Source organism: Alphaproteobacteria bacterium, assembly GCA_041396705.1.
In the GTDB taxonomy this organism is placed as follows: domain Bacteria; phylum Pseudomonadota; class Alphaproteobacteria; order CALKHQ01; family CALKHQ01; genus CALKHQ01.
Genome location: JAWKYB010000016.1, coordinates 1 through 20,441, shown reverse-complemented (window position 1 = coordinate 20,441; position 20,441 = coordinate 1). Strand labels below are relative to the sequence as shown.

The window sequence follows — 20,441 nt, the reverse complement described above, 5'->3', positions numbered from 1 at the left end:
TTGTCGCGCGCGACACGGTCTGGCGAACGCGGGGCCGAACCGGCGGCATCGTTTCGGGGAAAGGACCGGCCGCGCATGACTGTTGCGCAGTCCGACAGCAGCGACATTCGCACGACCGGCCCGATCGGGCTGCTGCCGGCGGCGCTGCGGCCCTATGCGGTGCTGTCGCGGCTCGACCGGCCGATCGGCTGGCGGCTGCTGCTGCCGCCGTGCTGGTGGGCGCTGGCCCTGGCCTGGCCGCGGCCGCTGGACTGGACCTTCCTGTGGTACGCCTTTCTGTTCTGGCTCGGCGCGGTGGCGATGCGCGGCGCCGGCTGCACCTACAACGACATCGTCGACCGCGACATCGACGCCCGCGTCGCCCGCACCGCCACCCGGCCGATCCCGTCCGGCCAGGTCGGCGTGCGCCAGGCGGCGGCCTGGGCCGGGCTGCAGGCGCTGGTCGGCCTCGCCGTGCTGCTGCAGTTCAACGGGCTCACCGTCGGCCTCGGCGCGGCCTCGCTGCTGCTGGTCGCGATCTACCCGTTCATGAAGCGGGTCACCTGGTGGCCGCAGGTGTTCCTCAGGCTGGCGTTCAACTGGGGCGCCATCGTCGGCTGGACCGCGGCGACCGGCGGCCTCGACTGGCCGATCCTGCCGCTCTACCTCGCCGGCATCCTGTGGACGCTGGGCTATGACACCATTTACGCCCACCAGGACATCGAGGACGACATCCTGATCGGCGTGCGCTCGACCGCGCGTCGGTTCGGCCGGCATTCGCGCACCTGGATCGGCGGCTTCTTCGTCGCGATGATGGCGCTGCTCTGGCTGACCGGCCGGACCGCCGGTGCCGACTGGCCCTGGTTCGCAGGCTGCGGCCTCGCCGCGCTGATGCTGGCCTGGCAGATCAACACGGTGCGGCTGCACGATCCGGTCAGCTGCCTGAAGGCGTTCCGTTCCACCGCTGGATCGGCTGGGCGATCGCGCTCGGGGCGGTCGCCTCCGGCTCGCTATGAGCGACGGCGCCGACCTGCTGCCCGCGTTGCGCCGCCTCGGCCTGGTCGGCGCGGACGAGCCCGGCGATGACGGCGCTGACCGGCGGCGTGTCGTCGGATATCTGGCGGGTCGACGCCGCCAGCGGGTCAGTTCTGCGTCAAGCGCGCTGGCGAAGCTGAAGGTGGCGGCGGACTGGCGCCCCGGTTTCCGCAATGCCAGCGAGGTGGCTGGATCGCGACGGCGCGCGCCGTGGTGCCGGACAGCGCCGGACATTCTCGGCCACGACCCGGATTCGGGCCTGTTCGCGATGGCCTGGCTGCCGCCGGACCGCTATCGGCTGTGGAAGGCGATGCTGCGCGACGGCGACGCCGACGCGGCCGATGCAGCCGCCGTGGGGCGGACGGTCGGCCGCATTCACGCGGCGACCGCGGGCGACGCGGACGTCGCCGCACGCTTCGCCACCGACGACGTGTTCATGCCGATCCAGCTCGACGCCTATCTGCTGGCCACCGGCCGCGCCCACCCGGACCTCGGCCCGCGGATGCAGGCCCTGGTCGAGCACGCTGGCCGGCAGCCGCGCTGGTGCACGGCGACGTCAGCCCGAAGAACATCCTGATCGGCCCGGCCGGGCCGGTGTTCCTCGACGCCGAATGCGCCTGGTACGGCGACCCCGCCTTCGACATCGCCTTCTGCCTCAACCACCTGCTGCTGAAGTGCCTGTGGACGCCTGCCGCGACCGGGCGGTTCCTCGCCTGCTTCCGGGCGCTGGCCGAGGCCTGGCTGGCCGAGGTCGACTGGGAGCCGCGCGCAGTGCCGGGCGCGGGCGGCGACACTGCTGCCGGCGCTGACCTTGGCGCGGGTCGACGGCAAGTCGCCGGTCGAGTACCTGACCGACACGGCCGACAGGGCGTTCGTGCGCGCGACCGCCCGGGCGCTGATCGCGGACGGGGCGCAACGCCTGGAAACCGTGCGCGCGGAGTGGTGCGCGGCGCTGGAGAAACGACATGGTTGAGACGGCAATCCACCGCGTGATCGGCCGGCGGGTCTGGGATTCGCGCGGCCGCCCGACGGTGGAGGCCGAGATCCATCTCGCCGGCGGCGCCGTCGGCCGGGCCATCGCGCCCGCCGGGGCGTCGACCGGCAGCGGCGAGGCGGTCGACCTGCGCGACGGCGGCGGCGCCTTCGGCGGTCTCGACGTCACCCGGGCGGTCGGCGCGGTCAATGGCGAGATCGCCGCCCTGCTGGCGGGCCGCGACGCCGCCGACCAGGCCGCGGTCGACAGCGCGATGATCGCCTGCGACGGCACGCCGGACAAGGCGCGGCTGGGCGGCAACGCGCTGATCGCGGTGTCGATGGCCGTCGCCCACGCCGCCTCGGCCGCCCGCGGCCTGCCGTTGTGGCGGCACCTGGCCGGCGAGACGGCGGTGACCGACATGCCGCTGCCGGAGATCCAGGTGTTCGGCGGCGGCGCCCATGCGGCGGCGCGGGTCGACCTGCAGGACTTCATGGTGGTCGCGGTCGGCGCATCGTGGATCGGCGAGGCATTCGACTGGACCGCGGAGGTCTATCGCGCGGCCGGCGGCGTGATGGCGGCGCGCGGCGCGGTCGCCGGCGTCGCCGACGAAGGCGGCTGGTGGCCCAGCTTCGACGGCAACGAGGCGGCGCTGGAGGTGCTGGTGCTGGCGATCGAGCGGGCGGGCCTCGCCCCGGGGCGGCAGGTCGCCATCGCCGTCGACGTCGCCGCCACCCAGTTCCACCGCGCCGGCCGCTACCGGCTGGCGGCCGACGGCGCCGAGCTGGATCGCGACGGCTGGCTGGAACGGCTGCTCGGCTGGTGCCGGGCCTATCCGATCGTCTCGGTCGAGGACCCGGTGGCGGAGGACGACACCGAGGGCATGGCCGCCTTCACCGCCGCCGCGCCGGCCGGCACGCTGGTGGTCGCCGACGACTTCGTCACCACCGACGCGCGCCGGATCGCCGCCGCCGCGCGGGCCGGCGCCGCCAACACCGCGCTGATCAAGCCGAACCAGGCCGGAACCCTGACCGAGACCCGCGCGGCGCTGCGGGCGGCGCGCGCGGCCGGGTGGAGCGCCATCGTCTCCGCCCGCTCCGGCGAGACCGAGGACACCACCGTTGCCGATCTCGCCGTCGGCTGGGGCGCGGACCAGCTCAAGGTCGGCTCGTTCGCCCGCTCCGAGCGGATGGCGAAGTGGAACGCCTGCCTGCGCATCGACGAGGCCCTCGGCGGCCGGCTGCCGCTGCGCCGGCCCGCGCGCTGGCGTGCCGGATGACACGACGGTCACCCCCAGTTGAGTTGATGTGTGGTCCGGTGCGCACCTAGTCTGGCCTATCGTGCGCGATGGCAGGGCGGCACAAGGGAGATTGCGATGCTGATCAAGGTGAAGAAGGGCTGGGAGCTGCCGGAATCGGCGGTGACGCCCGAAGCCGTCTACCTGAACCGGCGCGCGTTCATGGCGACCGCCGCGGCCGGCACCATCGCCGGCGCCACGCTGTTGAACGCCCGCAGCGCGGCCGCCGACGAGACCGAGGCCTGGAACGGCCTCTATCCGGTCGCCCGCAACGAGACCTACCAGGTCGACCGCGAGCTGACGCCGGAAGGCGACGCGCTGACCTACAACAATTTCTACGAATTCGGTTCGTCGAAGTCGATCGCCGACCGCGCCCAGGCGCTGACGGTACGGCCGTGGACGATCACCATCGACGGCCTGGTCGAGCAGGAGATGACGCTGGACATCGACGACCTGCTGGCCCGGGTCAGCCTGGAGGAGCGGGTCTATCGCCACCGCTGCGTCGAGGCGTGGTCGATGACCGTGCCGTGGTCGGGCTTCCCGGTGAGCCAGCTGGTCGAGATCGCCCGTCCGCTCGGTTCGGCCAAGTACCTGCAGATGACCACGTTCGAGGATCCGGAGGTGGCGCCGGGCCAACAGCAGAGCTGGTATCCCTGGCCCTATGTCGAGGGCCTGACCATGGCCGAGGCGACCAACGACCTCGCCTTCATGGTGACCGGGCTCTACGGCAAGCCGGTGGCCAAGCAGAACGGCGCGCCGCTGCGGTTGCACGCGCCGTGGAAATACGGCTTCAAGTCGGTCAAGTCGATCGTCAACTTCCGCTTCACCGAGGAGCGGCCGCACACCTTCTGGGAAGTCATCAACCCTGACGAATACGGCTTCTGGGCCAACGTGAACCCGGAGGTCAGCCACCCGCGCTGGAGCCAGGCCTACGAGCGCGTGCTGCACACCGGCGAGCGGGTGCCGACGCTGCTGTTCAACGGCTATGGCGAATTCGTCGCCGACCTCTACGCCGGCATGGACGACGAGGCGCTGTACATGTGACGGCGCAGCCGGGCCGGTCGCCCAGACCGGTCCGGCGCGATTCCCCTTGGCGCCGGCCGCCCGTCCTGCGCTATGGCTGACCGGCCTGTGGGCCCGCCGAGGAGGAAAAGTTGGGATTGCGCCGCTTCGTCCGCCGCCTGATCGGGCGCGACCAGCCGATCGTGCCGGTCGTGCGCCTGCACGGACCGATCGGGCACGGTCCCGGCCGGCGCGGCGGCGGCCTGAACGTGGCGGATCTGGCGGTGCCGCTGGAGCGCGCCTTCAAGGTGCCGGGTGCCAAGGCGGTGGCGCTGATCGTCAACTCGCCGGGCGGCTCGCCGGTGCAGTCCGCGCTGATCGCAAGGCGCATCCGCCTGCTGGCGGACGAGAAGAAGCTGCCGGTGCTGGCCTTCTGCGAGGACGTGGCGGCCTCGGGCGGCTACTGGCTGGCCGCGGCCGGCGACGAGATCTTCGTCGACGACAGCTCCATCGTCGGCTCGATCGGCGTGATCTATGCCGGTTTCGGCTTCGTCGAGCTGATCGCCAAGCTGGGCATCGACCGCCGGGTCCACACCGCCGGCACGCGCAAGGCGCTGCTCGACCCGTTCGGGCCGGAGCGCAAGGCCGACGTCGGCCACCTGAAGGCGGTGCAGGGCGAGATCCACGCCGCCTTCATCGATTACGTCAAGGCGCGCCGCGGCGACCGGCTGAAGGGCGACGCGGACGCGATGTTCTCCGGCGCGTTCTGGGCCGGGCGCACAGGGGTGGCGATGGGGCTGGCCGATGCGGTCGGCGACCTGCGCGGGGTGCTGCGCCAGCGCTATGGCGCAAAGGTCCGGCTCGTCCTGGTCAATCCGCCGAAGCGGCGGTCGTGGTGGCGGTTGGGTGCGCGCCAGGGGCCGGCCGACTGGCTGGCCGAAATCGCCGCCGCGGCAGAGGAGCGCGCCCTGTGGGACCGGTTCGGGCTGTAACCCCGCTTGACCCGGCGGCTGCCGCTCGGGCATAGCAGCGCAATGCTCTCGTTCGGCAAGATCCTGATCATCGTCGCCGTGGTCGTCGGCGTGATGGTCGCCTATCGCGTGATGAGCGTGGCCAAGAAGGCGTCGGCGGAACGCGCCCGGGCGCCGGGACCGCGGCGCGACGGGCGGGTCGACGCGAAGGCCGCCGAGCTGCGCAACTGCCCGGCCTGCGGCACCTACACCGACGCCCGCTGCAATCGCCCGAACTGCCCGCTGTAGGCCGGCTGCGCGTGCCGTTGGCGCCCGCTGGCGCAATTGCGGCTTGAAGCGCGGCGCCGGCCCTGCTTCCCTCGCCGCCGGCAGCGAATGGAGCGTCCGATGGCAGAGGATTTCGAAGGCAGGCACGTGGTGGTGACCGGCGGGGCCGGTGCGCTCGGCCGCGTGGTCTCGGCGGCGTTGCTGCGGGCGGGCGCCCATGTCCACATCCCGGCGTTCACCGAGGCCGACCGCACGGCCGCCGCGGCCCTCGGCGCCGACCGGGTCACGGTCGCCGCCGGCATCGACCTCGCCGATCCCGCCGCCGTCGACGGCTTCTACGCCGCGCTGCCCGCGCTGTGGGCCTCGGTCCACCTCGCCGGCGGTTTCGCCATGGCCGGGCTGGCCGAGACGTCGGCCGCCGACATGCAGCGGATGTGGGCGATGAACGCCATGACCTGCTTCCTGTGCTGCAAGGCGGCGGCGGGCCGGATGGACGGCGGCGGCCGCATCGTCAACGTCGCCGCCCGGCCGGCGCTGGAACCGCGCACCGGGGCGGGCATGGTCGCCTACACCGCCACCAAGGCCGCCGTCGCCGCGATGACCGCGGCGCTGGGCGAGGAGCTCGCCGACAAGGGCATCCTGGTCAACGCGGTCGCCCCGTCGATCATCGACACGCCGGCCAACCGCGCCGCGATGCCGAAGGCCGACCCGGCGAAATGGGTGACGCCCGAAACCCTGGCCGCCGCGATCCTCTACCTGGCCGGCCCCGCCAACACCGCCGTGCGCGGCACCGTGCTGACGGCCTACGGGCGGAGCTGAGGCCGAGCCTCGGCCGGCCCGAGGACAGGCTCCGCGACGCGGCAAACCGGCCCCGGCGCATGGGTGTCGATGCCCCGGCCCTGGATTGCCACGCCGCCAGGCGGCGGCTCGCAATGACGAGGATGATCGCCGAACGCCGGCCGTCGGCAGCCGCTCACCGACGCTTCAACGCCGCGCCTGACTACGGCTTCACCATCGTGCCGACGCCGAGGTCGGTGAAGATCTCCAGCAGCAGGGCGTGCGGCACGCGGCCGTCGAGGATGACGGCGGCCTCGACCGACTTCTCCAGCGCGGTCATGCAGGTCTCCAGCTTCGGGATCATGCCGCCGGTCGCCACCTTGTCGGCGATCAGCCTGCGGCATTCCTCCAGCGTGACCTCGCCGATGAAATTGCCCTCGCCGTCGAGCAGGCCCTGCACGTCGGTGAGCAGGTAGAGCCGGGTGGCGCCGAGCGCGCCGGCGATGGCGCCCGCCGCCGTATCGGCGTTGATGTTGTAGGTCTCGCCCTTGTCGCCGACGCCGATCGGCGCCACCACCGGAATCAGGTCGGCTGCGACCAGCGACTTGATAACCGTCGGGTCGACCACGCTCGGCTCGCCGACGAAGCCGAGGTCGAGGATGCGCTCGATGTTGCTGTCGGGGTCGCGCTGGGTGCGACGCAGCCGGCGCGCCTTCATCAGGTTGCCGTCCTTGCCGCAGATGCCGATGGCGTTGCCGCCATTGGCATTGATCGCGGTGACGATCTGCTTGTTGATCTTGCCGGCCAGCACCATCTCGACCACGTCGACCGTCTCGGCGTCGGTCACGCGCAGGCCGTCGACGAATTCCGACTTGATCTTCAGCCGCTCCAGCATGTCGCCGATCTGCGGGCCGCCGCCGTGCACCACCACCGGGTTGATGCCGACCTGCTTCAGCAGCACGATGTCGCGGGCGAACTCGGTCGCCAGCTCGTCGTTGCCCATGGCGTGGCCGCCATATTTGATGACGAACGTCTTGTCGGCGTAGAGGCGCATGTAGGGCAGCGCCTCCGACAGGATCCCCGCCTTCGAAAGCCATTCCAGCCGGCGTCTGTTGTCCTTCGGGCCCATCTTCCTCTTCCCGGTCAGTGGGGCGTTTCGGGTTCGGCGAGCCGTGCCAGCTCGGCACGCAGTTCGGGCACTCCATAGCCTTTTGCGGCGCTGGTGGCCAGCGCCTCCGGCAGGGCGGCGGGATGGCGCCGCAGCGCGGCGGCGACCGCCGCGCGCAGGGCGGCAAGCGCGGTGTCGCCGCTCTTGTCGGCCTTGGTCAGCACCACCTGATAGGGCACCGCCGCGCCGTCCAGCAGCGCGAAGATCTCCTCGTCGCTGGCCTTGATGCCGTGTCGCGAATCGACCAGCACGCAGACCCGGCGCAGGTTGGGCCGGCCCTTCAGATAGTCGACGATCAGCCCCTGCCAGCGGGCGATCGCGCTCTTCGCCGCCCGTGCGAAGCCGTAGCCCGGCAGGTCGACCAGCATCAACCGGCCGCCCAGGTCGAAGAAGTTGACCTGCTGGGTGCGGCCCGAGGGTGTTCGAGGTCCGTGCCAGGGTGGTACGGCCGGTCAGCGCGTTGATCAGGCTGGACTTGCCGACGTTGGAGCGGCCTGCGAAAGCCACCTCGGGCAGCTTCAGCGCCGGCAGCCGCGCAACCGTGTCGGCGCCGGCGACGAAGCCGCACGGGCCGGCGAACAGCCGCCGGCCTGCTTCGAGCGCGGCGGCCTCTTCGGCAGCGGTGGCGTCGCCCATGGCGATGGGATCAGGCGCTGGTTTCGCCGGCGCCCTTGGGCGAGCCGCCGTCGGGCCGGGCCGGGCGCGGCTTGGCGCCGGTGCCGCGCTGGGCGGCGCGCGCCTTCTTCGGCTTGAACGGCTTCGACGGCGCCGGCGCGGCGGCACGGGCGGCGGCGCGCTCGGCCTTCTCGCGCTCCTTGCGCTCCTCGGCCTCGCGCCGGGCCTCCTCGATCGCGCGGTCGGCCTCCGCCTTCAGCCGCGCCTGCTCCGCCGCGCCGGCCTTGCGCCCGATCGGTGCGCCCATCCGGCGCATGATCACATATTGCTGCAGCAGCGAAAGGATGTTGTTGCACGTCCAGTACAGCACCAGGCCGGCCGGGAAGCTGGCCAGGAAAAAGGTGAACACGATCGGCAGGAAGCCGAAGATCTTGGCCTGCACCGGGTCCGGCGGCGCCGGGTTCAGCTGCTGCTGCGCCCACATCGCCGCGCCCATCATCAGCGGCAGCACGCCGACCATCAGGAAGGTGGGCGGCTCCCACGGGATCAGGCCGAACAGGTTGAAGATCGTGGTCGGGTCGTGGGCGGTCAGGTCCTTGATCCACAGCACGAACGGCGCGTGCCGCATCTCGATCGAGACCAGGAACACCTTGTACAGCGCGAAGAACACCGGGATCTGCAGCAGCAGGGGCAGGCAGCCGGCGGCGGGATTGACCTTCTCCCGCTTGTACATCGCCATCATTTCCTGCTGCAGCTTCGGCTTGTCTTCCTTGTAGCGCTCGCGCAGGGCCTGCATCTGCGGGCCCAGCTTCTTCATCCGGCTCATCGACTTGTAGGACTTGTTCGCCAGCGGGAACAGGAACAGCCGCACGATCACGGTCAGGATCATGATCGCGACGCCGAAATTGCCGACGAGGCCGTGGATGAAGGTCAGCAGCAAGAACAGCGGCTTGGTCAGGAAATAGAACCAGCCGAAGTCGACCGCGCGGTCGAACAGCGGGATGCGCAGGGCATCGCCGTAGTCGTCGAGCAGGCGCACGTCCTTGGCGCCGGCGTAGAAGTGCGAGGTGACCGCCTGGCTCTCGCCCGGCGCGATCGCGGTCGGCTCGGTCTCGGCCCAGGTCAGGTCGAAGGTCGCCGCCGTCCCCGGCATGTGCGACATGGTGCCGGTGAACGGCGCGTCCTGGTCGGGAGCCAGCGCCACCAGCCAGTACTTGTCCGAGAATCCGATCCAGCCGCCGGTACTGGCGTCGGTATAGGCGCCGTCGTCGGTCAGGTCGGAATAGTCGATCTCCTCCAGGGTCTCGTCGAACACGCCGACCGCACCCTCGTGCAGCACCATGTAGTTCTCGAGCCGCGGCAGGCCCTGGCGCTCGGCCCGCGCCACCGGCGTCAGGCTCAGCGGCACGTCGCTGCCGTTGCTGACCCGCTGGGTCACCGTGAACATGTAGTCCTGGTCCAGCGTGATCACGCGCTCGAAGGTGACGCCCTGCGGGTTGGTCCAGCTCAGCGTCAGCGGTTCGCCGGCAACCAGCTCGCTGCCGTCGGCTTCCCACGGGGTCAGCGGCCCGGGCAGTTCGACGCCGTCGGGCGCGCCGGTCCAGCCGAACTCGACGAAGTAGGGCAGGTCGGTGCCCTCGGGGCTGAGCAGCACGACCTCCGGGCTCTCCGGATCGACCGTGACGTGGTAGCCGCGCAGGGTGACGTCGTCGAAGCGGGCCCCGATCAGGCGCAGCGAACCGTGGATGCGGTCAGAGACGATCGGCAGGCGCGGCGACTGCGCCGCCGTTGTTGCCGCGGCGGCGGCTTCGACCTCCGACGGGCTGATCGTCGGACCGGACGGCTGTGCCGTCTCTTCCACCGACTGCGCCCGCTGCTGCGCCTCCAGCTCGGCCTGGCGCCGTTCCTCGTTGCGCGGGATCTCGTAGAAGAACTGCCACGCCGCGATCACGGCGACCGAGACGACGATCGCCATGACCAGGTTGCGGGTGCTGCCGAAATTCTCCATGGGCTGCTGCCTTATCTTGGCTCGGTGTGCGTCGGCAGACCCGCCGCGCGCGGCGCGGGCACCGGGTCGTAGCCGTGGCCGCCCAGGGGATGGCAGCGCGCGATCCGCCGCGCCGCGAGCCAGCTGCCACGCAGCGGGCCGTGGCGCGTGATCGCCTCGATCGCATAGTTGGAACAGGTCGGCTGGAAGCGGCAGGCCATCGGCAGCACCGGCGAGACGAACAGCTGGTAGCCGCGCACGAGCCCGACCAGCGGCAGCGCAGCCAGCCGGCCAAGGCCGCGTCGTGGTGCCGGTTCGGAGGCGGCCGTTGCTGCCATCGTCCCTTAGTCCTCGGCTTCGCCCTGCGCCCGTGCGCCAGGGGCCTCGTCATTGCGCCAGCAGCCGACCTGCCGCATGGCACCGGCCAGGTCGCCCATCAGCTTGTCGAACGGCCGGGTCAGGGTGGCCCGCCGTCCGACCAGCACGTAATCGACCCCGGCCTCGCCATGCGCTGACAGCGTGGCCAGCGCCGCGGCGCGCAGCCGCCGGCGCGCCCGGTTCCGCTCGACCGCGTTGCCGACCTTGCGGCTGACCGTCAGCCCGAACCGCACGGACCCTTCCGTTGCGTCATCCGGCCGGTGCGCCGCCTGCAGCACCATGCCGGGCCGGGCAGCGCTGTTGCGTTTCGCGGCCACGCGAAGGAAATCCTGGCGGCGCTTCAACCGTTCCAGCCGCGGCGGCCGGCGCGATGCCCGTTCGGAGACGCGCGGTGCAGCGGGGCCCTGTCGGGCACCATCCACGGCGTCGGCCCGGGCCTCAGGCCGACAGGCGCTTGCGGCCCCGGGTGCGCCGGCGGTTGAGGACCAGCCTGCCGTTCTTGGTTGCCATGCGGTGGCGGAAGCCGTGACGGCGCTTGCGCACCAGGCGGCTCGGTTGATAGGTGCGTTTCACGGTGGACCCCGTCTTTGACCTGAATTCTGCCCACGGGCACGATCAAATGAAAACGCCCGCGCCCACGAAAAGGCGTCGGGCATTTCGCGTGGGCGGTGATATACGTGCCGGCCATGCGCCATGTCAATCCGCGTGGCCTTTCGGCGCAGCCGGAAGTGCGGGCGCCGGGTGACGGTTCCTGAGGGGATGCGATGGCCGGCGATGCGTTTCACGGCGGCTGCCTGTGCGGGGCGGTGCGATTCCAGGCCCGTCCGCCCAGCCGTTTCGTGGTCCACTGCCACCGCGCCTATTGCCGGACCGCGCATGGCGCCGCTTTCGTCACCTGGGTCGGCTTTCCCGACGGCCAGTTCGCGCTGACCGCCGGCAGCGCAACGGTTCGCTGGTACCGCTCGTCGGCGCAGAGCCAGAGGGGCTTCTGCACCCAGTGCGGCACCACGCTGTTCTTCCGGTCCGAGGCCGCGCCCGGCGAGACGCACGTGGTGCTGGCCGCGTTCGACGGGCCGGTCGACAGCCAGCCCACCGCCCACATTTTCTTCGACCAGCACGTGCCGTGGCTTGAGGTCGCAGACACCCTGCCCAAGGTGGACGGCAGCAGCCCGGGTCTGATGGGATATGCGGCGGTTCCGCGCCTGGATCGGACCGGCGGCGGCAGTTGACCGTCGACCCGGATCGCATCGGGCGCCCAGCGGCGCGATAAGACGCTTGCGGAATTTTACGGTGCGGCTTGTGATTTGGGCGTTCGGCGCCGGTCGTGGCACCGGCGCGATAGGGACCGGAGGATAGGCGGATGGACATGACGGTTTCCAGGCGTGCGCTGCTTCTGTCGGGCTCGGTGCTGTCCACCGCCTGGCTGGTCGGATTGCCGCGGACGGCTACGGCGGAAGAGCCCGTTACGGGCGGCACGCTGCTGGTTGCCGCCGACGGCGAGCCCCGCAACCTGAACCCGGCGATCGTCGCCTCCAACGGCGTGTTCTTCGTTTCAAGCAAGGTGGTCGAGCCGCTGGCCGAGATGGACTACGCCACCGGGCTGCGGCCGCTGCTGGCCACCGCGTGGGAGGGCGCCGTCGACGGCATGAACTTCGTGGTCAAGCTGCGCGACGGGGTGACGTGGCACGACGGCACGCCGTTCACCGCGGCCGATGTCGCCTTCTCGGCGATGCAGGTGTGGAAGCCGCTGCAGAACCTGGGGCAGGTCGTATTTGCCAACCTGGAGGCGGTGGATACGCCCGACGACCTGACCGCGGTGTTCCGCTTCGCCAAGCCGACCCCGGCACAGTTGATCGAGAATGCCCTGCCGGCGCTGACCAGCGTGCTGCCGCGTCACCTGTACGAAGGCACGGACATCGCCAACAGCGAATTCAACAACAACCCGGTCGGCACCGGGCCGTTCAGGTTCGCGGAATACCGGCCGGGCGAGTTCTACCGGCTGACCCGCAACGAGGCCTATTGGGACGCCGGCAAGCCCTATCTCGACGAGATCGTCTTCCGGCTGCTGCCGGATGCCGGCGCCAAGGCGGCGGCGCTGGAGACCGGCGACATCCACCTCGCCGCCTTCTCCGCCATTCCGCTGTACGACCTGGAGCGCATCGACGCGGTCGACGGCATCACGGTCTACACCGAGGGTTACGAGGGCATCACCTACCAGGTCACGGTGGAGGTCAACCACCGCCGTCCCGAGCTGGCCGATGTCCGCGTGCGCCGGGCGATCAAGATGGCGATCGACAGCCAGTTCATCGTCGATACCGTGTTCCTCGGCTACGGCGCCGCGGTCGCGACCGGTCCGATCCCGCAGACGGCGACCGACTTCTACGATGCCGGCGCGGCCCAGCCCGGCTTCGACGCGGCCGCGGCGGAGGCCCTGCTCGACGAGGCGGGCTATCTGCGCGGCGACGACGACATGCGCTTCGCGCTGCGGCTGCGCCCGGCGCCGTGGTTCGAGCAGACCCGGGCGACCGGCGACTATGTGCGCCAGGCGCTGAAGGGGATCGGCATCGATGTGGAGATCGTGACCGCCGACCCGGCCGGCCATATCGCCGCCGTCTACACCGACCACGATTTCGACCTCGCCATCGGCTCGCCGGTCTACCGCAACGACCCGGCGATCTCGACCACCATCCTGTTCCAGGGTGGGCTGCCCGACGGCGTGCCGTTCTCAAATCAGTATGGCTATGACGACGAAGCGATGAACGCGGTGATCGCGGAGGCCGCGCAGGCGGTCGACCCGCTGGCCCGGATCGCGATGTACGAACGGTTCCAGCAGCTGGCCGCCGAGCAGCTTCCGCTGCTGAACCTGGTCGAGTTCACCTTCACGACCGTCGCCAGCGACCGGGTGCGCAATGCCCAGAACAACCCGCGCTGGGCGACGTCGTCCTGGGCCGACACCTGGCTGGCCCAGGGCTGACCCTGGCCTGACCCGCGGCGTCCGCGATCCGGCGCCATGGGCCCGCGGGCCGCACGACTGGCGGGCCGGCGGCTGGTCCACGCGCTGCCCGTCGTCCTGATCGTCGCCACCGGCGTCTTCGGCCTGTTGGAGCTGGCGCCGGGCGATGCGGTCGACGCCTATCTCGCCGGCACCGGCAGCGGCGACGCCGCCTTCGCCGAGCGGCTGCGCCAGGACTGGGGGCTCGACCGTTCGCTGGTCACCCGCTTCCTGGTGTATCTGGAGGCGCTGGTCACCTTCGACTTCGGCTGGTCGGTGGCGATGAGCGCGCCGGTCGCCGATGCCATCCTCGACCGGCTGCCCAACACCCTGCTGATGATGGGCTCGGCCATCGTGCTGTCGGCGGCGCTGGGCTCGGTCTTGGGCGGGATCGCCGCGCTGCGCCGCGGCAGTGCGGTCGATACCGGCATCACCGTCGGGGCGCTGATCCTGAACGCGATGCCGAACTTCTGGCTCGGCCTCGTCTTCATCGTGCTGTTCGTGATCAAGCTGTCGCTGTTCCCGCTGGGCGGGATGGAGAGCATCGACGGCCCGACCGGCCTGCTCGGCCGCGCGGCCGACATGGCCTGGCACCTGGTGCTGCCGGTGCTGACCCTGGCGCTGACATACATGGCGCTGTACCTGCGCCTGATGCGCGGCGCGATGATCGAGACCCAGGCCAGCGACTGGGTCCGCGCCGCCCGCGCCCGCGGCATTCCGCGCCGCCGCCTGGTGCTGCGCCACATCGCCCGGCCGGCGCTGCTGCCAGTGGTCACCATGCTGGGGCTGCAGACCGGCAACCTGCTCGGCGGCAGCGTCGTGGTGGAGAACGTTTTCGCCATCCCGGGGCTGGGCAGCCTCGCCTACGAAGCGGTGCGGCAGCGCGACCTGGCGCTGGTCGCCGGCATCCTGCTCGCCGGCACGCTGCTGGTCATCGCGGTCAACCTCGTGGTCGACATCGCCTACGCCTGGCTCGACCCCCGCGTCGCCGACGAACGCCGGCCGGGCGCGCGGGCATGAGCGGACGCTGGGGCCCGGGCGGCTGGTTCGGTGCAGCCGGCCTGGGCGGCCTTGCGCTGCTGGCGCTGCTGGCCGGCTGGCTGGCGCCGGGCGATCCGCTCGACATCGTCGGCCGGCCGCTGCAGGCGCCGTTCGCGGACTGGCGGGTCCCGCTGGGCACCGACCAGCTCGGCCGCGACGCTTTCGCCGCGCTGGTCCATGGCGCCCGCGTGTCGCTGATCGTCGGCCTGGCTGCGGCGGCAGCGGCGATCGGCATCGGCATGCTGGTCGGCACGGTCGCCGGCTTCCTCGGCGGCTGGCTCGACGACGTGCTGATGCGGCTGACCGAGGCGTTCCAGACCGTCCCGACATTCCTGCTGGCGCTGGCCATGGTCAGCGTGCTCGGCGCCAACACCGCCAACATCGTGCTCGCGATCGCGGTCTCGTCCTGGCCGGCGACCGCCCGGCTGGTGCGGGCGGAGGTGCTGTCGCTGAAGTCGCGCGACTATGTCGATGCGGCGCGGATCGCAGGGATGCGGCCGCTGGCCATCGCCTTCGCCGAGGTCCTGCCGGGTGCGCTGCAGCCGGTGGTGGCGCTGGTCGGTGTCACGGTCGGCGCCGCCGTGCTGGTCGAATCCGCCCTCGCCTTCCTCGGGCTCGGCGACCCCAACCAGGTCAGCTGGGGCGGCATGGTCGCCAACGGCCGCGCGGTGCTGCGCACCGCCCCGCATCTGGTCGCCATTCCCGGCGCGGCGGTGGCCCTGACCGTGCTGTCGGTCAGCCTGCTCGGCGATGCGCTGGCCGACAGGCTGGCGACGCGACGGCGGCCCGGGCCGTGAACCCGGCAGCGGAACCGGCGCTCGCCGTCGACGGCCTGGGCGTGCGCTTCGGCGGCGCCGTCGCGGTCGACGGGGTCTCGCTGACACTGGCCGGCGGGGCGGTCACGGCGCTGATCGGCGAAAGCGGCTCGGGCAAGAGCGCGACACTGCTGGCGATCGCCGGCCTGCTGCCGGCCACTGCCGTCGTCTCGGGCGCAGTCCGCCTGCAGGGCCGCTCCCTGCTGGACATGGCGGAGACCGAACGCGAGCGCACGCGCGGCGCCGGCATCGGCATGGTGTTCCAGGATCCGGCCGGCAGCCTGAACCCGGTGCTCAGCGTCGGCAACCAGGTCGACGAGGTGCTGGCCGTGCATCGCGGGTTGCGCGGTCGCGCGGCGCGCCGGGAAACCGAGCGTCTGCTGGCCCAGGTCGGCATCGGCGACGCGTCGCGCCGGGCCCGCGCCTATCCGCACCAGCTGTCGGGCGGGATGAAGCAGCGTGTCGCCATCGCCGCGGCGCTTGCCGCCGGGCCGGCGGTGATCCTCGCCGACGAGCCGACCACCGCGCTGGATGCGACGGTACAGGCGCAGGTGCTCGACCTGCTGCGCGGCCTGGTCGCAAAGGAAGGCGTGGCGCTGCTGCTGGTGACCCACGATCTGGCTGTCGCCGCGGCGGTGGCGGACCGCGTCGCGGTCATCTACGCCGGCCGCATCGTCGAGGAGCGCACCACCGCGGCCCTGGTCGAGCGGCCGGCGCATCCCTACAGCCGGGCGCTTGCCGAAGCCGCGCTGCCCTTCGTCGCGCAGGGCGCGGCCGGCCGCGGCCGGCTGCCCGAGCTGCCGGGCCGGATGGCGCCCGCCGGCGGGACCGGCTGCGCCTTCGCGCCGCGCTGCGCCCTGGCGCTCGACCGGTGCCGGGCCGAGGCGCCGCGCCTGGAGGATGTCGAAGACGGCCTGGTGGCCTGCTGGCGTGCCGGCGAGGCGGAGCGATGAGCACGCTCGCCCTGGCCGGCATCGTCCGCCGCTTCGGCCGCGGCGCCCATGTCGCGCGTGCGCTCGACGGCGTCGACCTGGCACTGTGCGCGGGCGAGATCGTCGGCCTGGTCGGCGAGTCCGGCTGCGGCAAGAGCACGCTGGCGCGGATCGCCGTCGGCCTCGACCGCCCCGATGCGGGCACCGTGCTGTGCGACGGCCGCCCGCTGTTCGGCGACCGCGGCCGGGTCGCGCGGCCGATGCGCCAGCGTATCCAGCTGGTCTTCCAGGAGCCGCTCGCCTCGTTCAACCCGCGCCGCACGGTGGGCGGCTCGATCGCCATGCCGCTGCGCGCACTGCGCATGGCTGACGGCGACACCGGCGCAGCCGTGGCGGCGTTGCTGGAGCAGGTCGGTCTCGACCCGGGCCTCGCCCGGCGACGGCCGCATGCGCTGTCCGGCGGCCAGCTGCAGCGGGCGGCGATCGCCCGGGCCCTGGCGCCGCGGCCGGACTTCCTGGTCTGCGACGAGCCGGTCGCCTCGCTCGACGTCTCGGTCCGGGCCCAGGTCCTCAACCTGTTGCTCGACCAGTGGCGCGAGCGCGGCGTCGGCATCCTGTTCATCAGCCACGACCTCGGCGTGGTGCGGCGGATCGCCGATCGGGTGGCGGTGATGTATCTGGGCCGGGTGGTCGAAATCGGGGCCGGCGAAACGGTCTGGGCGGCCCCGGCCCACCCTTATACCCGCGCACTGGCGGCGGCGGTGCCGGCCGGCCGTGCGGACCGGGCCGGCCCCGGGCTCAGGCTGGGCGGCGAGCCGCCCCGTCCGTATGCGGTGCCCGCCGGCTGCCGCTTCCACCCGCGCTGTCCGCTGGCGGTCGACCGCTGCCGGCGCGAGGATCCCGCCCTGCGGCCGCTAGCGTCCGGCCGGATGGCGGCCTGCCACCTGGCCGGTTGAATGCAGCTGCCGGCCGCTCAGGCCGCCTCCTCGCGGCGGCGATAGGCGATCTGGCAATGGGCGTCGCAATAGGGCCGGCCGCTGGACGACGGCGCGCCGCAGAAGCGGAACTCGTCCTGGCCCGGGTCGCCGATCGGCCACTGGCAGGTCGGGCCGCGATAGCCCTCCGGCGCCGGTTGCGGCTGGATCGCCAGCAGGCGGCGCTCCGCCTCGCTCAGCCGCGGTACCGCCGGCTTTTCCGGTTTGGCGCGGGGCGCGGCGACCGGGCGGCGCCGGGCCGCCGGGCGGCGGGGCGCCGGCTTCTTCTTCGGGCGCGGGACGCCGGGCTGGCCGGCCTTGATCGGCGACGGGCGGCTCGACAGGCCGAGGCGATGCGCCTTGCCGATCACCGCGTTGCGGGTCACCTCGCCCAGGATCGCCGCGATCTGGCTCGCGCTATGACCCTGTTCCCACAGTTGTTTGAGTTCGGCGACCCGTTCCTCCGTCCACGCCATATCGCTGACCCTTCGTCTTGACAGTTGAACATGTCACGCACACCCGAGGCTCGGCTCTGTCCGCCCCCCAGACAGCCACTAGATATGGTGAAGAAGCACGCGGAACCTACCACACCGAGTGGTTAACAGCCACGATTTTCTTATCCACAGCAAGGGCCGACTCGGCACCGCACGGGCCCGAGTCGGAGTTGCCTATTCGGTCAAAGGCTTGGCCTGTTCGACCGACTCCCGGCTGGCATCCTCGGCCCGGGCCCGCTGGATCAGATACAGGTTGCGGGCATAGACCGCGGAATTGAAAACGTTGCCCAGGATGAACACCGGGTCCTCGCGGTAGACCGCATAGGCGAGCAGCACGATGGCGCCGCCCATCGACAGGTACCAGAACGAGATCGGGATCACGCTGCGCCGCTCGCGCTCGCTGGAGAACCACTGCACCAGCCAGCGCACGAAGAACAGGCCCTGGCCGGCGAAGCCGATCGTCAGCCACAGCGTCTCGACCGAGAAGATCTCGCTCCACTCGTATCCGAACATGGATCTCTACAGCTCGTCTATCCTGCTGGGCCGGCGACTGCGCCGGTTCAGCCACATCACGCCGCGCAGATCGGCGATGCCGACCCACAGCCGGTTCATCACCCCGTATTTCGATTGCCCGCGCGAGCGGGGCCGGTGATTCACGTCGATGAATCGTACGGCATAGCCCTCGCGTTTGACCAGTGCGGGAAGAAAGCGATGGATGTGGTCGAAATAGGGCAGGGCGAGGAAACACTCGCGCGCGATCAGTTTCAGGCCGCAGCCGGTGTCGACGCAATCGTCGTCGAGCAGCCGCCGGCGCAGGCCGTTGGCGATGCGCGAGGAGCGGCGCTTGACCCAGCTGTCGCGCCGCTTGGCGCGCTGGCCGGCGACCATGCCGAGCGGCCGCTGGTCCGGGCTGCCGCGTTCGAACAGCGCGATCAGCGCCGGGATGTCGGCCGGGTCGTTCTGGCCGTCGCCGTCCAGCGTCACGATCAGGCTGCCGCGGGCGTGGAGGATGCCGGTGCGGATCGCCCGGCTCTGGCCGCAGCTTTCGGCGTGGCGCAGCCGGCGCAGCCGCGGATAGCGGCCGGCCGCCTCGGCCAGCACCCGCGGGGTGGCGTCGCCGCTGCCGTCGTCGACATAGACGATCTCGTGGTCGGGGTGGCCTGCCAGCGCCGCGTCGATCTCCGCGATCAGCGGCAGGACGTTGTCCTCCTCGTCCTTCACCGGCACGACGACGGAGATGCGCGGCCGGGCCGCGCTCAGCTCCGGCGTCTCGTGGGGCATGCCCGAACTCCCTGACCTCTGCGACGGGGGCCTGCGCGACGGGTGACGCGCCGCCGCGCCGCGCGGCTGCACATAGCATCGCGGCGGCGCCGGCACAATCCGCCGGCACGGCGCGGCGGGGTGCGACAATCGGACTATGCCTGCCGTGCCGCTGTGTTAATCTCCGCCCGGCGACGCGGCGCGCACGCCGCGGGCCGTCCACGGGGGTGAAAGCAGTCGATCCCCGGCGGTAGGCAGGCCGCCGGGCACGGAAGGGAAAGGGGTTTCGATGACCGACACCACGACGGCGCCTGTCGCCACGCTGACGATGACGGAAGTGCCGGCTGAGGCGTTGAAGACGCTGGCGGAGCCCGCCGCGAACATCGTGCCCTACGAGGCGGCGGAGGCCGAGGAGAAGCAGCGGATCGAGGCGCTGATCGGCCAGCTCGACATGCACAACACCCAGTCGATCATCGCCTTCGGCGTCGACGCGCAGCGCCACGTCACCGAGGTGTCCGAGACCATGCTCGAGGGCGTGCGCAACAAGGACACCGGTCCGGCCGGCGAGGCGCTCAACAACATGATGCTGAAGGTCCGCGGCCTCGACATCGAAGACCTGAAGGACGGCAAGAAGCCGGGCTGGCTGGCCCGGCTGTTCGGCGCGATCTCGCCGGTCGCCCGCTTCGTGCAGCAGTACGAGACCGTCGGCAGCCAGATCGAGAGCCTGTCCGGCACGCTGGAGGGCCACAAGCAGCAGCTGCTGAAGGACATCCTGCTGCTCGACCGGCTCTACGACACCACCCTGGACTATTTCCACACCCTCGCCGACTACATCGCCGCCGGCGACGAGAAGCTGCGCCGCCTCGACGCCGACGAGATTCCGGCGCTGGCCAAGATCGCCGACGAATCCGGCGACATGGTCGACGCGCAGAAGCTGCGCGACCTGCGCTCGGCCCGCGACGAGCTGGAGCGCCGGGTCCACGACCTGAAGCTGACCCGGCAGGTCACCATGCAGTCGCTGCCCAGCATCCGGCTGGTGCAGGAAAACGACAAGATGCTGGTCAACAAGATCCAGTCGTCGCTGCTCAACACCATCCCGCTGTGGAAGACCCAGCTGGCGCAGGCGGTGACCATGTACCGCGCCGCCGAGGCGGGCGAGACCGTCAAGGCGGTGCACGACCTCAACAACGAGCTGCTGGCGGCCAACGCCGCCAATCTGCGCACCAGCAATGCGCAGATCCGCGAGCAGATGGAGCGCGGGGTCTATGACATCGAGGTGATCAAGAAGGCCAATGACGAGCTGATCGCCACCATCCAGGACAGCATTCGCATCGCCGAGGAAGGCAAGGCCAAGCGCGCCGCCGCGGAGCGCGAGCTGGCCGATACCGAGACGAAGCTGAAGACCGCACTGAAGACCGCCGCCCAGGCGGCCGCCTGACCGTGGCGTGGGGGGCCGGCCCCCGCCCCGCCCCCCCCCCCCCCGT

Annotated in this window: 24 protein-coding genes and 1 pseudogene; 15 read left to right on the top strand and 10 right to left on the bottom strand. The window is 71.6% G+C overall.

Annotation, left to right across the window (positions count from 1 at the left end):
• The first annotated feature begins 75 nt into the window (after window positions 1–75).
• The 8 genes from ubiA (at window position 76) to R3F55_20565 (ending at window position 6,343) form a co-directional block, all read left to right on the top strand.
• On the top strand, window positions 76–1,065 hold the full coding sequence (ubiA, locus tag R3F55_20600) for a 4-hydroxybenzoate octaprenyltransferase (protein ID MEZ5669790.1): 990 nt from the start codon (window positions 76–78) through the stop codon (window positions 1,063–1,065).
• Window positions 992–1,591, top strand: coding sequence for a hypothetical protein (locus tag R3F55_20595; GenBank protein MEZ5669789.1), 600 nt, complete (start codon window positions 992–994; stop codon window positions 1,589–1,591). Before ubiA ends, R3F55_20595 begins: the two co-directional genes overlap by 74 nt.
• Complete coding sequence (locus tag R3F55_20590) at window positions 1,558–2,007, top strand: phosphotransferase (GenBank protein ID MEZ5669788.1); 450 nt, start codon at window positions 1,558–1,560, stop codon at window positions 2,005–2,007. Before R3F55_20595 ends, R3F55_20590 begins: the two co-directional genes overlap by 34 nt.
• A complete protein-coding gene (locus tag R3F55_20585) occupies window positions 1,980–3,266 on the top strand; it encodes a phosphopyruvate hydratase (protein MEZ5669787.1) in 1,287 nt (428 codons plus the stop codon). Before R3F55_20590 ends, R3F55_20585 begins: the two co-directional genes overlap by 28 nt.
• A gap of 96 nt (window positions 3,267–3,362) precedes the next feature.
• Window positions 3,363–4,328 (top strand): protein-methionine-sulfoxide reductase catalytic subunit MsrP, encoded by a 966-nt coding sequence (gene msrP, locus R3F55_20580; GenBank protein ID MEZ5669786.1) that lies wholly within the window; start codon window positions 3,363–3,365, stop codon window positions 4,326–4,328.
• A gap of 110 nt (window positions 4,329–4,438) precedes the next feature.
• The gene (locus tag R3F55_20575) at window positions 4,439–5,278 is read left to right on the top strand and encodes a S49 family peptidase (GenBank protein MEZ5669785.1); all 840 of its coding nucleotides are present in this window, start codon (window positions 4,439–4,441) and stop codon (window positions 5,276–5,278) included.
• 42 nt (window positions 5,279–5,320) lie between these two features.
• Window positions 5,321–5,545: a hypothetical protein gene (locus tag R3F55_20570; protein MEZ5669784.1), complete on the top strand. Its 225-nt coding sequence runs from the start codon at window positions 5,321–5,323 to the stop codon at window positions 5,543–5,545.
• 99 nt (window positions 5,546–5,644) lie between these two features.
• The gene (locus R3F55_20565; protein ID MEZ5669783.1) at window positions 5,645–6,343 is read left to right on the top strand and encodes an SDR family NAD(P)-dependent oxidoreductase; all 699 of its coding nucleotides are present in this window, start codon (window positions 5,645–5,647) and stop codon (window positions 6,341–6,343) included.
• 181 nt (window positions 6,344–6,524) lie between these two features.
• Here R3F55_20565 and argB read toward each other — a convergent pair whose 3' ends face one another.
• The 7 genes and pseudogenes from argB to rpmH form a co-directional block, all read right to left on the bottom strand.
• Entirely contained in the window at window positions 6,525–7,430 is a 906-nt protein-coding gene (gene argB / locus R3F55_20560; protein MEZ5669782.1) for an acetylglutamate kinase, read from the bottom strand.
• 14 nt (window positions 7,431–7,444) lie between these two features.
• A complete protein-coding gene (locus R3F55_20555; GenBank protein ID MEZ5669781.1) occupies window positions 7,445–7,837 on the bottom strand; it encodes a hypothetical protein in 393 nt (130 codons plus the stop codon).
• 88 nt (window positions 7,838–7,925) lie between these two features.
• Window positions 7,926–8,105 (bottom strand): annotated as a pseudogene (locus R3F55_20550) (GTPase).
• A 10-nt stretch (window positions 8,106–8,115) separates the two neighbouring features.
• The gene (gene yidC / locus R3F55_20545) at window positions 8,116–10,092 is read right to left on the bottom strand and encodes a membrane protein insertase YidC (protein MEZ5669780.1); all 1,977 of its coding nucleotides are present in this window, start codon (window positions 10,090–10,092) and stop codon (window positions 8,116–8,118) included.
• An 11-nt stretch (window positions 10,093–10,103) separates the two neighbouring features.
• Window positions 10,104–10,409 (bottom strand): membrane protein insertion efficiency factor YidD, encoded by a 306-nt coding sequence (yidD, locus tag R3F55_20540; protein ID MEZ5669779.1) that lies wholly within the window; start codon window positions 10,407–10,409, stop codon window positions 10,104–10,106.
• 6 nt (window positions 10,410–10,415) lie between these two features.
• Window positions 10,416–10,802, bottom strand: a complete 387-nt coding sequence (gene rnpA, locus R3F55_20535) for a ribonuclease P protein component (protein ID MEZ5669778.1) — start codon at window positions 10,800–10,802, stop codon at window positions 10,416–10,418.
• A gap of 85 nt (window positions 10,803–10,887) precedes the next feature.
• The gene (gene rpmH / locus R3F55_20530) at window positions 10,888–11,022 is read right to left on the bottom strand and encodes a 50S ribosomal protein L34 (protein ID MEZ5669777.1); all 135 of its coding nucleotides are present in this window, start codon (window positions 11,020–11,022) and stop codon (window positions 10,888–10,890) included.
• 191 nt (window positions 11,023–11,213) lie between these two features.
• Here rpmH and R3F55_20525 point away from each other — a divergent pair, with 191 nt between their 5' ends.
• The 6 genes from R3F55_20525 (at window position 11,214) to R3F55_20500 (ending at window position 17,185) form a co-directional block, all read left to right on the top strand.
• A complete protein-coding gene (locus R3F55_20525) occupies window positions 11,214–11,678 on the top strand; it encodes a GFA family protein (GenBank protein MEZ5669776.1) in 465 nt (154 codons plus the stop codon).
• 137 nt (window positions 11,679–11,815) lie between these two features.
• The gene (locus R3F55_20520; protein MEZ5669775.1) at window positions 11,816–13,423 is read left to right on the top strand and encodes an ABC transporter substrate-binding protein; all 1,608 of its coding nucleotides are present in this window, start codon (window positions 11,816–11,818) and stop codon (window positions 13,421–13,423) included.
• A 36-nt stretch (window positions 13,424–13,459) separates the two neighbouring features.
• Window positions 13,460–14,461: an ABC transporter permease gene (locus tag R3F55_20515; protein ID MEZ5669774.1), complete on the top strand. Its 1,002-nt coding sequence runs from the start codon at window positions 13,460–13,462 to the stop codon at window positions 14,459–14,461.
• On the top strand, window positions 14,458–15,279 hold the full coding sequence (locus tag R3F55_20510) for an ABC transporter permease (protein MEZ5669773.1): 822 nt from the start codon (window positions 14,458–14,460) through the stop codon (window positions 15,277–15,279). The genes R3F55_20515 and R3F55_20510 overlap by 4 nt, the downstream gene beginning before the upstream one ends.
• On the top strand, window positions 15,276–16,250 hold the full coding sequence (locus R3F55_20505; GenBank protein ID MEZ5669772.1) for an ABC transporter ATP-binding protein: 975 nt from the start codon (window positions 15,276–15,278) through the stop codon (window positions 16,248–16,250). The genes R3F55_20510 and R3F55_20505 overlap by 4 nt, the downstream gene beginning before the upstream one ends.
• Window positions 16,247–17,185: an ABC transporter ATP-binding protein gene (locus R3F55_20500; GenBank protein MEZ5669771.1), complete on the top strand. Its 939-nt coding sequence runs from the start codon at window positions 16,247–16,249 to the stop codon at window positions 17,183–17,185. Before R3F55_20505 ends, R3F55_20500 begins: the two co-directional genes overlap by 4 nt.
• A gap of 17 nt (window positions 17,186–17,202) precedes the next feature.
• Here R3F55_20500 and R3F55_20495 read toward each other — a convergent pair whose 3' ends face one another.
• From R3F55_20495 to R3F55_20485, 3 genes are all read right to left on the bottom strand, one after another.
• Window positions 17,203–17,679 (bottom strand): GcrA family cell cycle regulator, encoded by a 477-nt coding sequence (locus R3F55_20495; GenBank protein MEZ5669770.1) that lies wholly within the window; start codon window positions 17,677–17,679, stop codon window positions 17,203–17,205.
• A 192-nt stretch (window positions 17,680–17,871) separates the two neighbouring features.
• Window positions 17,872–18,210 (bottom strand): lipid-A-disaccharide synthase N-terminal domain-containing protein, encoded by a 339-nt coding sequence (locus tag R3F55_20490; protein ID MEZ5669769.1) that lies wholly within the window; start codon window positions 18,208–18,210, stop codon window positions 17,872–17,874.
• A gap of 6 nt (window positions 18,211–18,216) precedes the next feature.
• Window positions 18,217–18,978: a glycosyltransferase family 2 protein gene (locus R3F55_20485; GenBank protein ID MEZ5669768.1), complete on the bottom strand. Its 762-nt coding sequence runs from the start codon at window positions 18,976–18,978 to the stop codon at window positions 18,217–18,219.
• Window positions 18,979–19,246: 268 nt separating this feature from the next.
• Here R3F55_20485 and R3F55_20480 point away from each other — a divergent pair, with 268 nt between their 5' ends.
• A complete protein-coding gene (locus R3F55_20480) occupies window positions 19,247–20,395 on the top strand; it encodes a toxic anion resistance protein (protein ID MEZ5669767.1) in 1,149 nt (382 codons plus the stop codon).
• The last annotated feature ends 46 nt before the right edge of the window (window positions 20,396–20,441 follow it).

Excerpts from the sequence above, each read along its gene's own strand:
- R3F55_20525 (MEZ5669776.1), top strand. The coding sequence starts at position 11,214 with ATGGCCGGCGATGCGTTTCACGGCGGCTGCCTGTGCGGGGCGGTGCGA.
- R3F55_20555 (MEZ5669781.1), bottom strand. The coding sequence starts at position 7,837 with ATGCTGGTCGACCTGCCGGGCTACGGCTTCGCACGGGCGGCGAAGAGC.
- R3F55_20500 (MEZ5669771.1), top strand. The coding sequence starts at position 16,247 with ATGAGCACGCTCGCCCTGGCCGGCATCGTCCGCCGCTTCGGCCGCGGC.
- R3F55_20570 (MEZ5669784.1), top strand. The coding sequence starts at position 5,321 with ATGCTCTCGTTCGGCAAGATCCTGATCATCGTCGCCGTGGTCGTCGGC.
- R3F55_20565 (MEZ5669783.1), top strand. The coding sequence starts at position 5,645 with ATGGCAGAGGATTTCGAAGGCAGGCACGTGGTGGTGACCGGCGGGGCC.
- ubiA (MEZ5669790.1), top strand. The coding sequence starts at position 76 with ATGACTGTTGCGCAGTCCGACAGCAGCGACATTCGCACGACCGGCCCG.
- R3F55_20510 (MEZ5669773.1), top strand. The coding sequence starts at position 14,458 with ATGAGCGGACGCTGGGGCCCGGGCGGCTGGTTCGGTGCAGCCGGCCTG.
- R3F55_20595 (MEZ5669789.1), top strand. The coding sequence starts at position 992 with ATGAGCGACGGCGCCGACCTGCTGCCCGCGTTGCGCCGCCTCGGCCTG.
- R3F55_20485 (MEZ5669768.1), bottom strand. The coding sequence starts at position 18,978 with ATGCCCCACGAGACGCCGGAGCTGAGCGCGGCCCGGCCGCGCATCTCC.
- yidC (MEZ5669780.1), bottom strand. The coding sequence starts at position 10,092 with ATGGAGAATTTCGGCAGCACCCGCAACCTGGTCATGGCGATCGTCGTC.
- msrP (MEZ5669786.1), top strand. The coding sequence starts at position 3,363 with ATGCTGATCAAGGTGAAGAAGGGCTGGGAGCTGCCGGAATCGGCGGTG.
- R3F55_20515 (MEZ5669774.1), top strand. The coding sequence starts at position 13,460 with ATGGGCCCGCGGGCCGCACGACTGGCGGGCCGGCGGCTGGTCCACGCG.
- yidD (MEZ5669779.1), bottom strand. The coding sequence starts at position 10,409 with ATGGCAGCAACGGCCGCCTCCGAACCGGCACCACGACGCGGCCTTGGC.
- R3F55_20495 (MEZ5669770.1), bottom strand. The coding sequence starts at position 17,679 with ATGGCGTGGACGGAGGAACGGGTCGCCGAACTCAAACAACTGTGGGAA.
- argB (MEZ5669782.1), bottom strand. The coding sequence starts at position 7,430 with ATGGGCCCGAAGGACAACAGACGCCGGCTGGAATGGCTTTCGAAGGCG.
- R3F55_20490 (MEZ5669769.1), bottom strand. The coding sequence starts at position 18,210 with ATGTTCGGATACGAGTGGAGCGAGATCTTCTCGGTCGAGACGCTGTGG.
- R3F55_20480 (MEZ5669767.1), top strand. The coding sequence starts at position 19,247 with ATGACCGACACCACGACGGCGCCTGTCGCCACGCTGACGATGACGGAA.
- R3F55_20520 (MEZ5669775.1), top strand. The coding sequence starts at position 11,816 with ATGACGGTTTCCAGGCGTGCGCTGCTTCTGTCGGGCTCGGTGCTGTCC.
- R3F55_20585 (MEZ5669787.1), top strand. The coding sequence starts at position 1,980 with ATGGTTGAGACGGCAATCCACCGCGTGATCGGCCGGCGGGTCTGGGAT.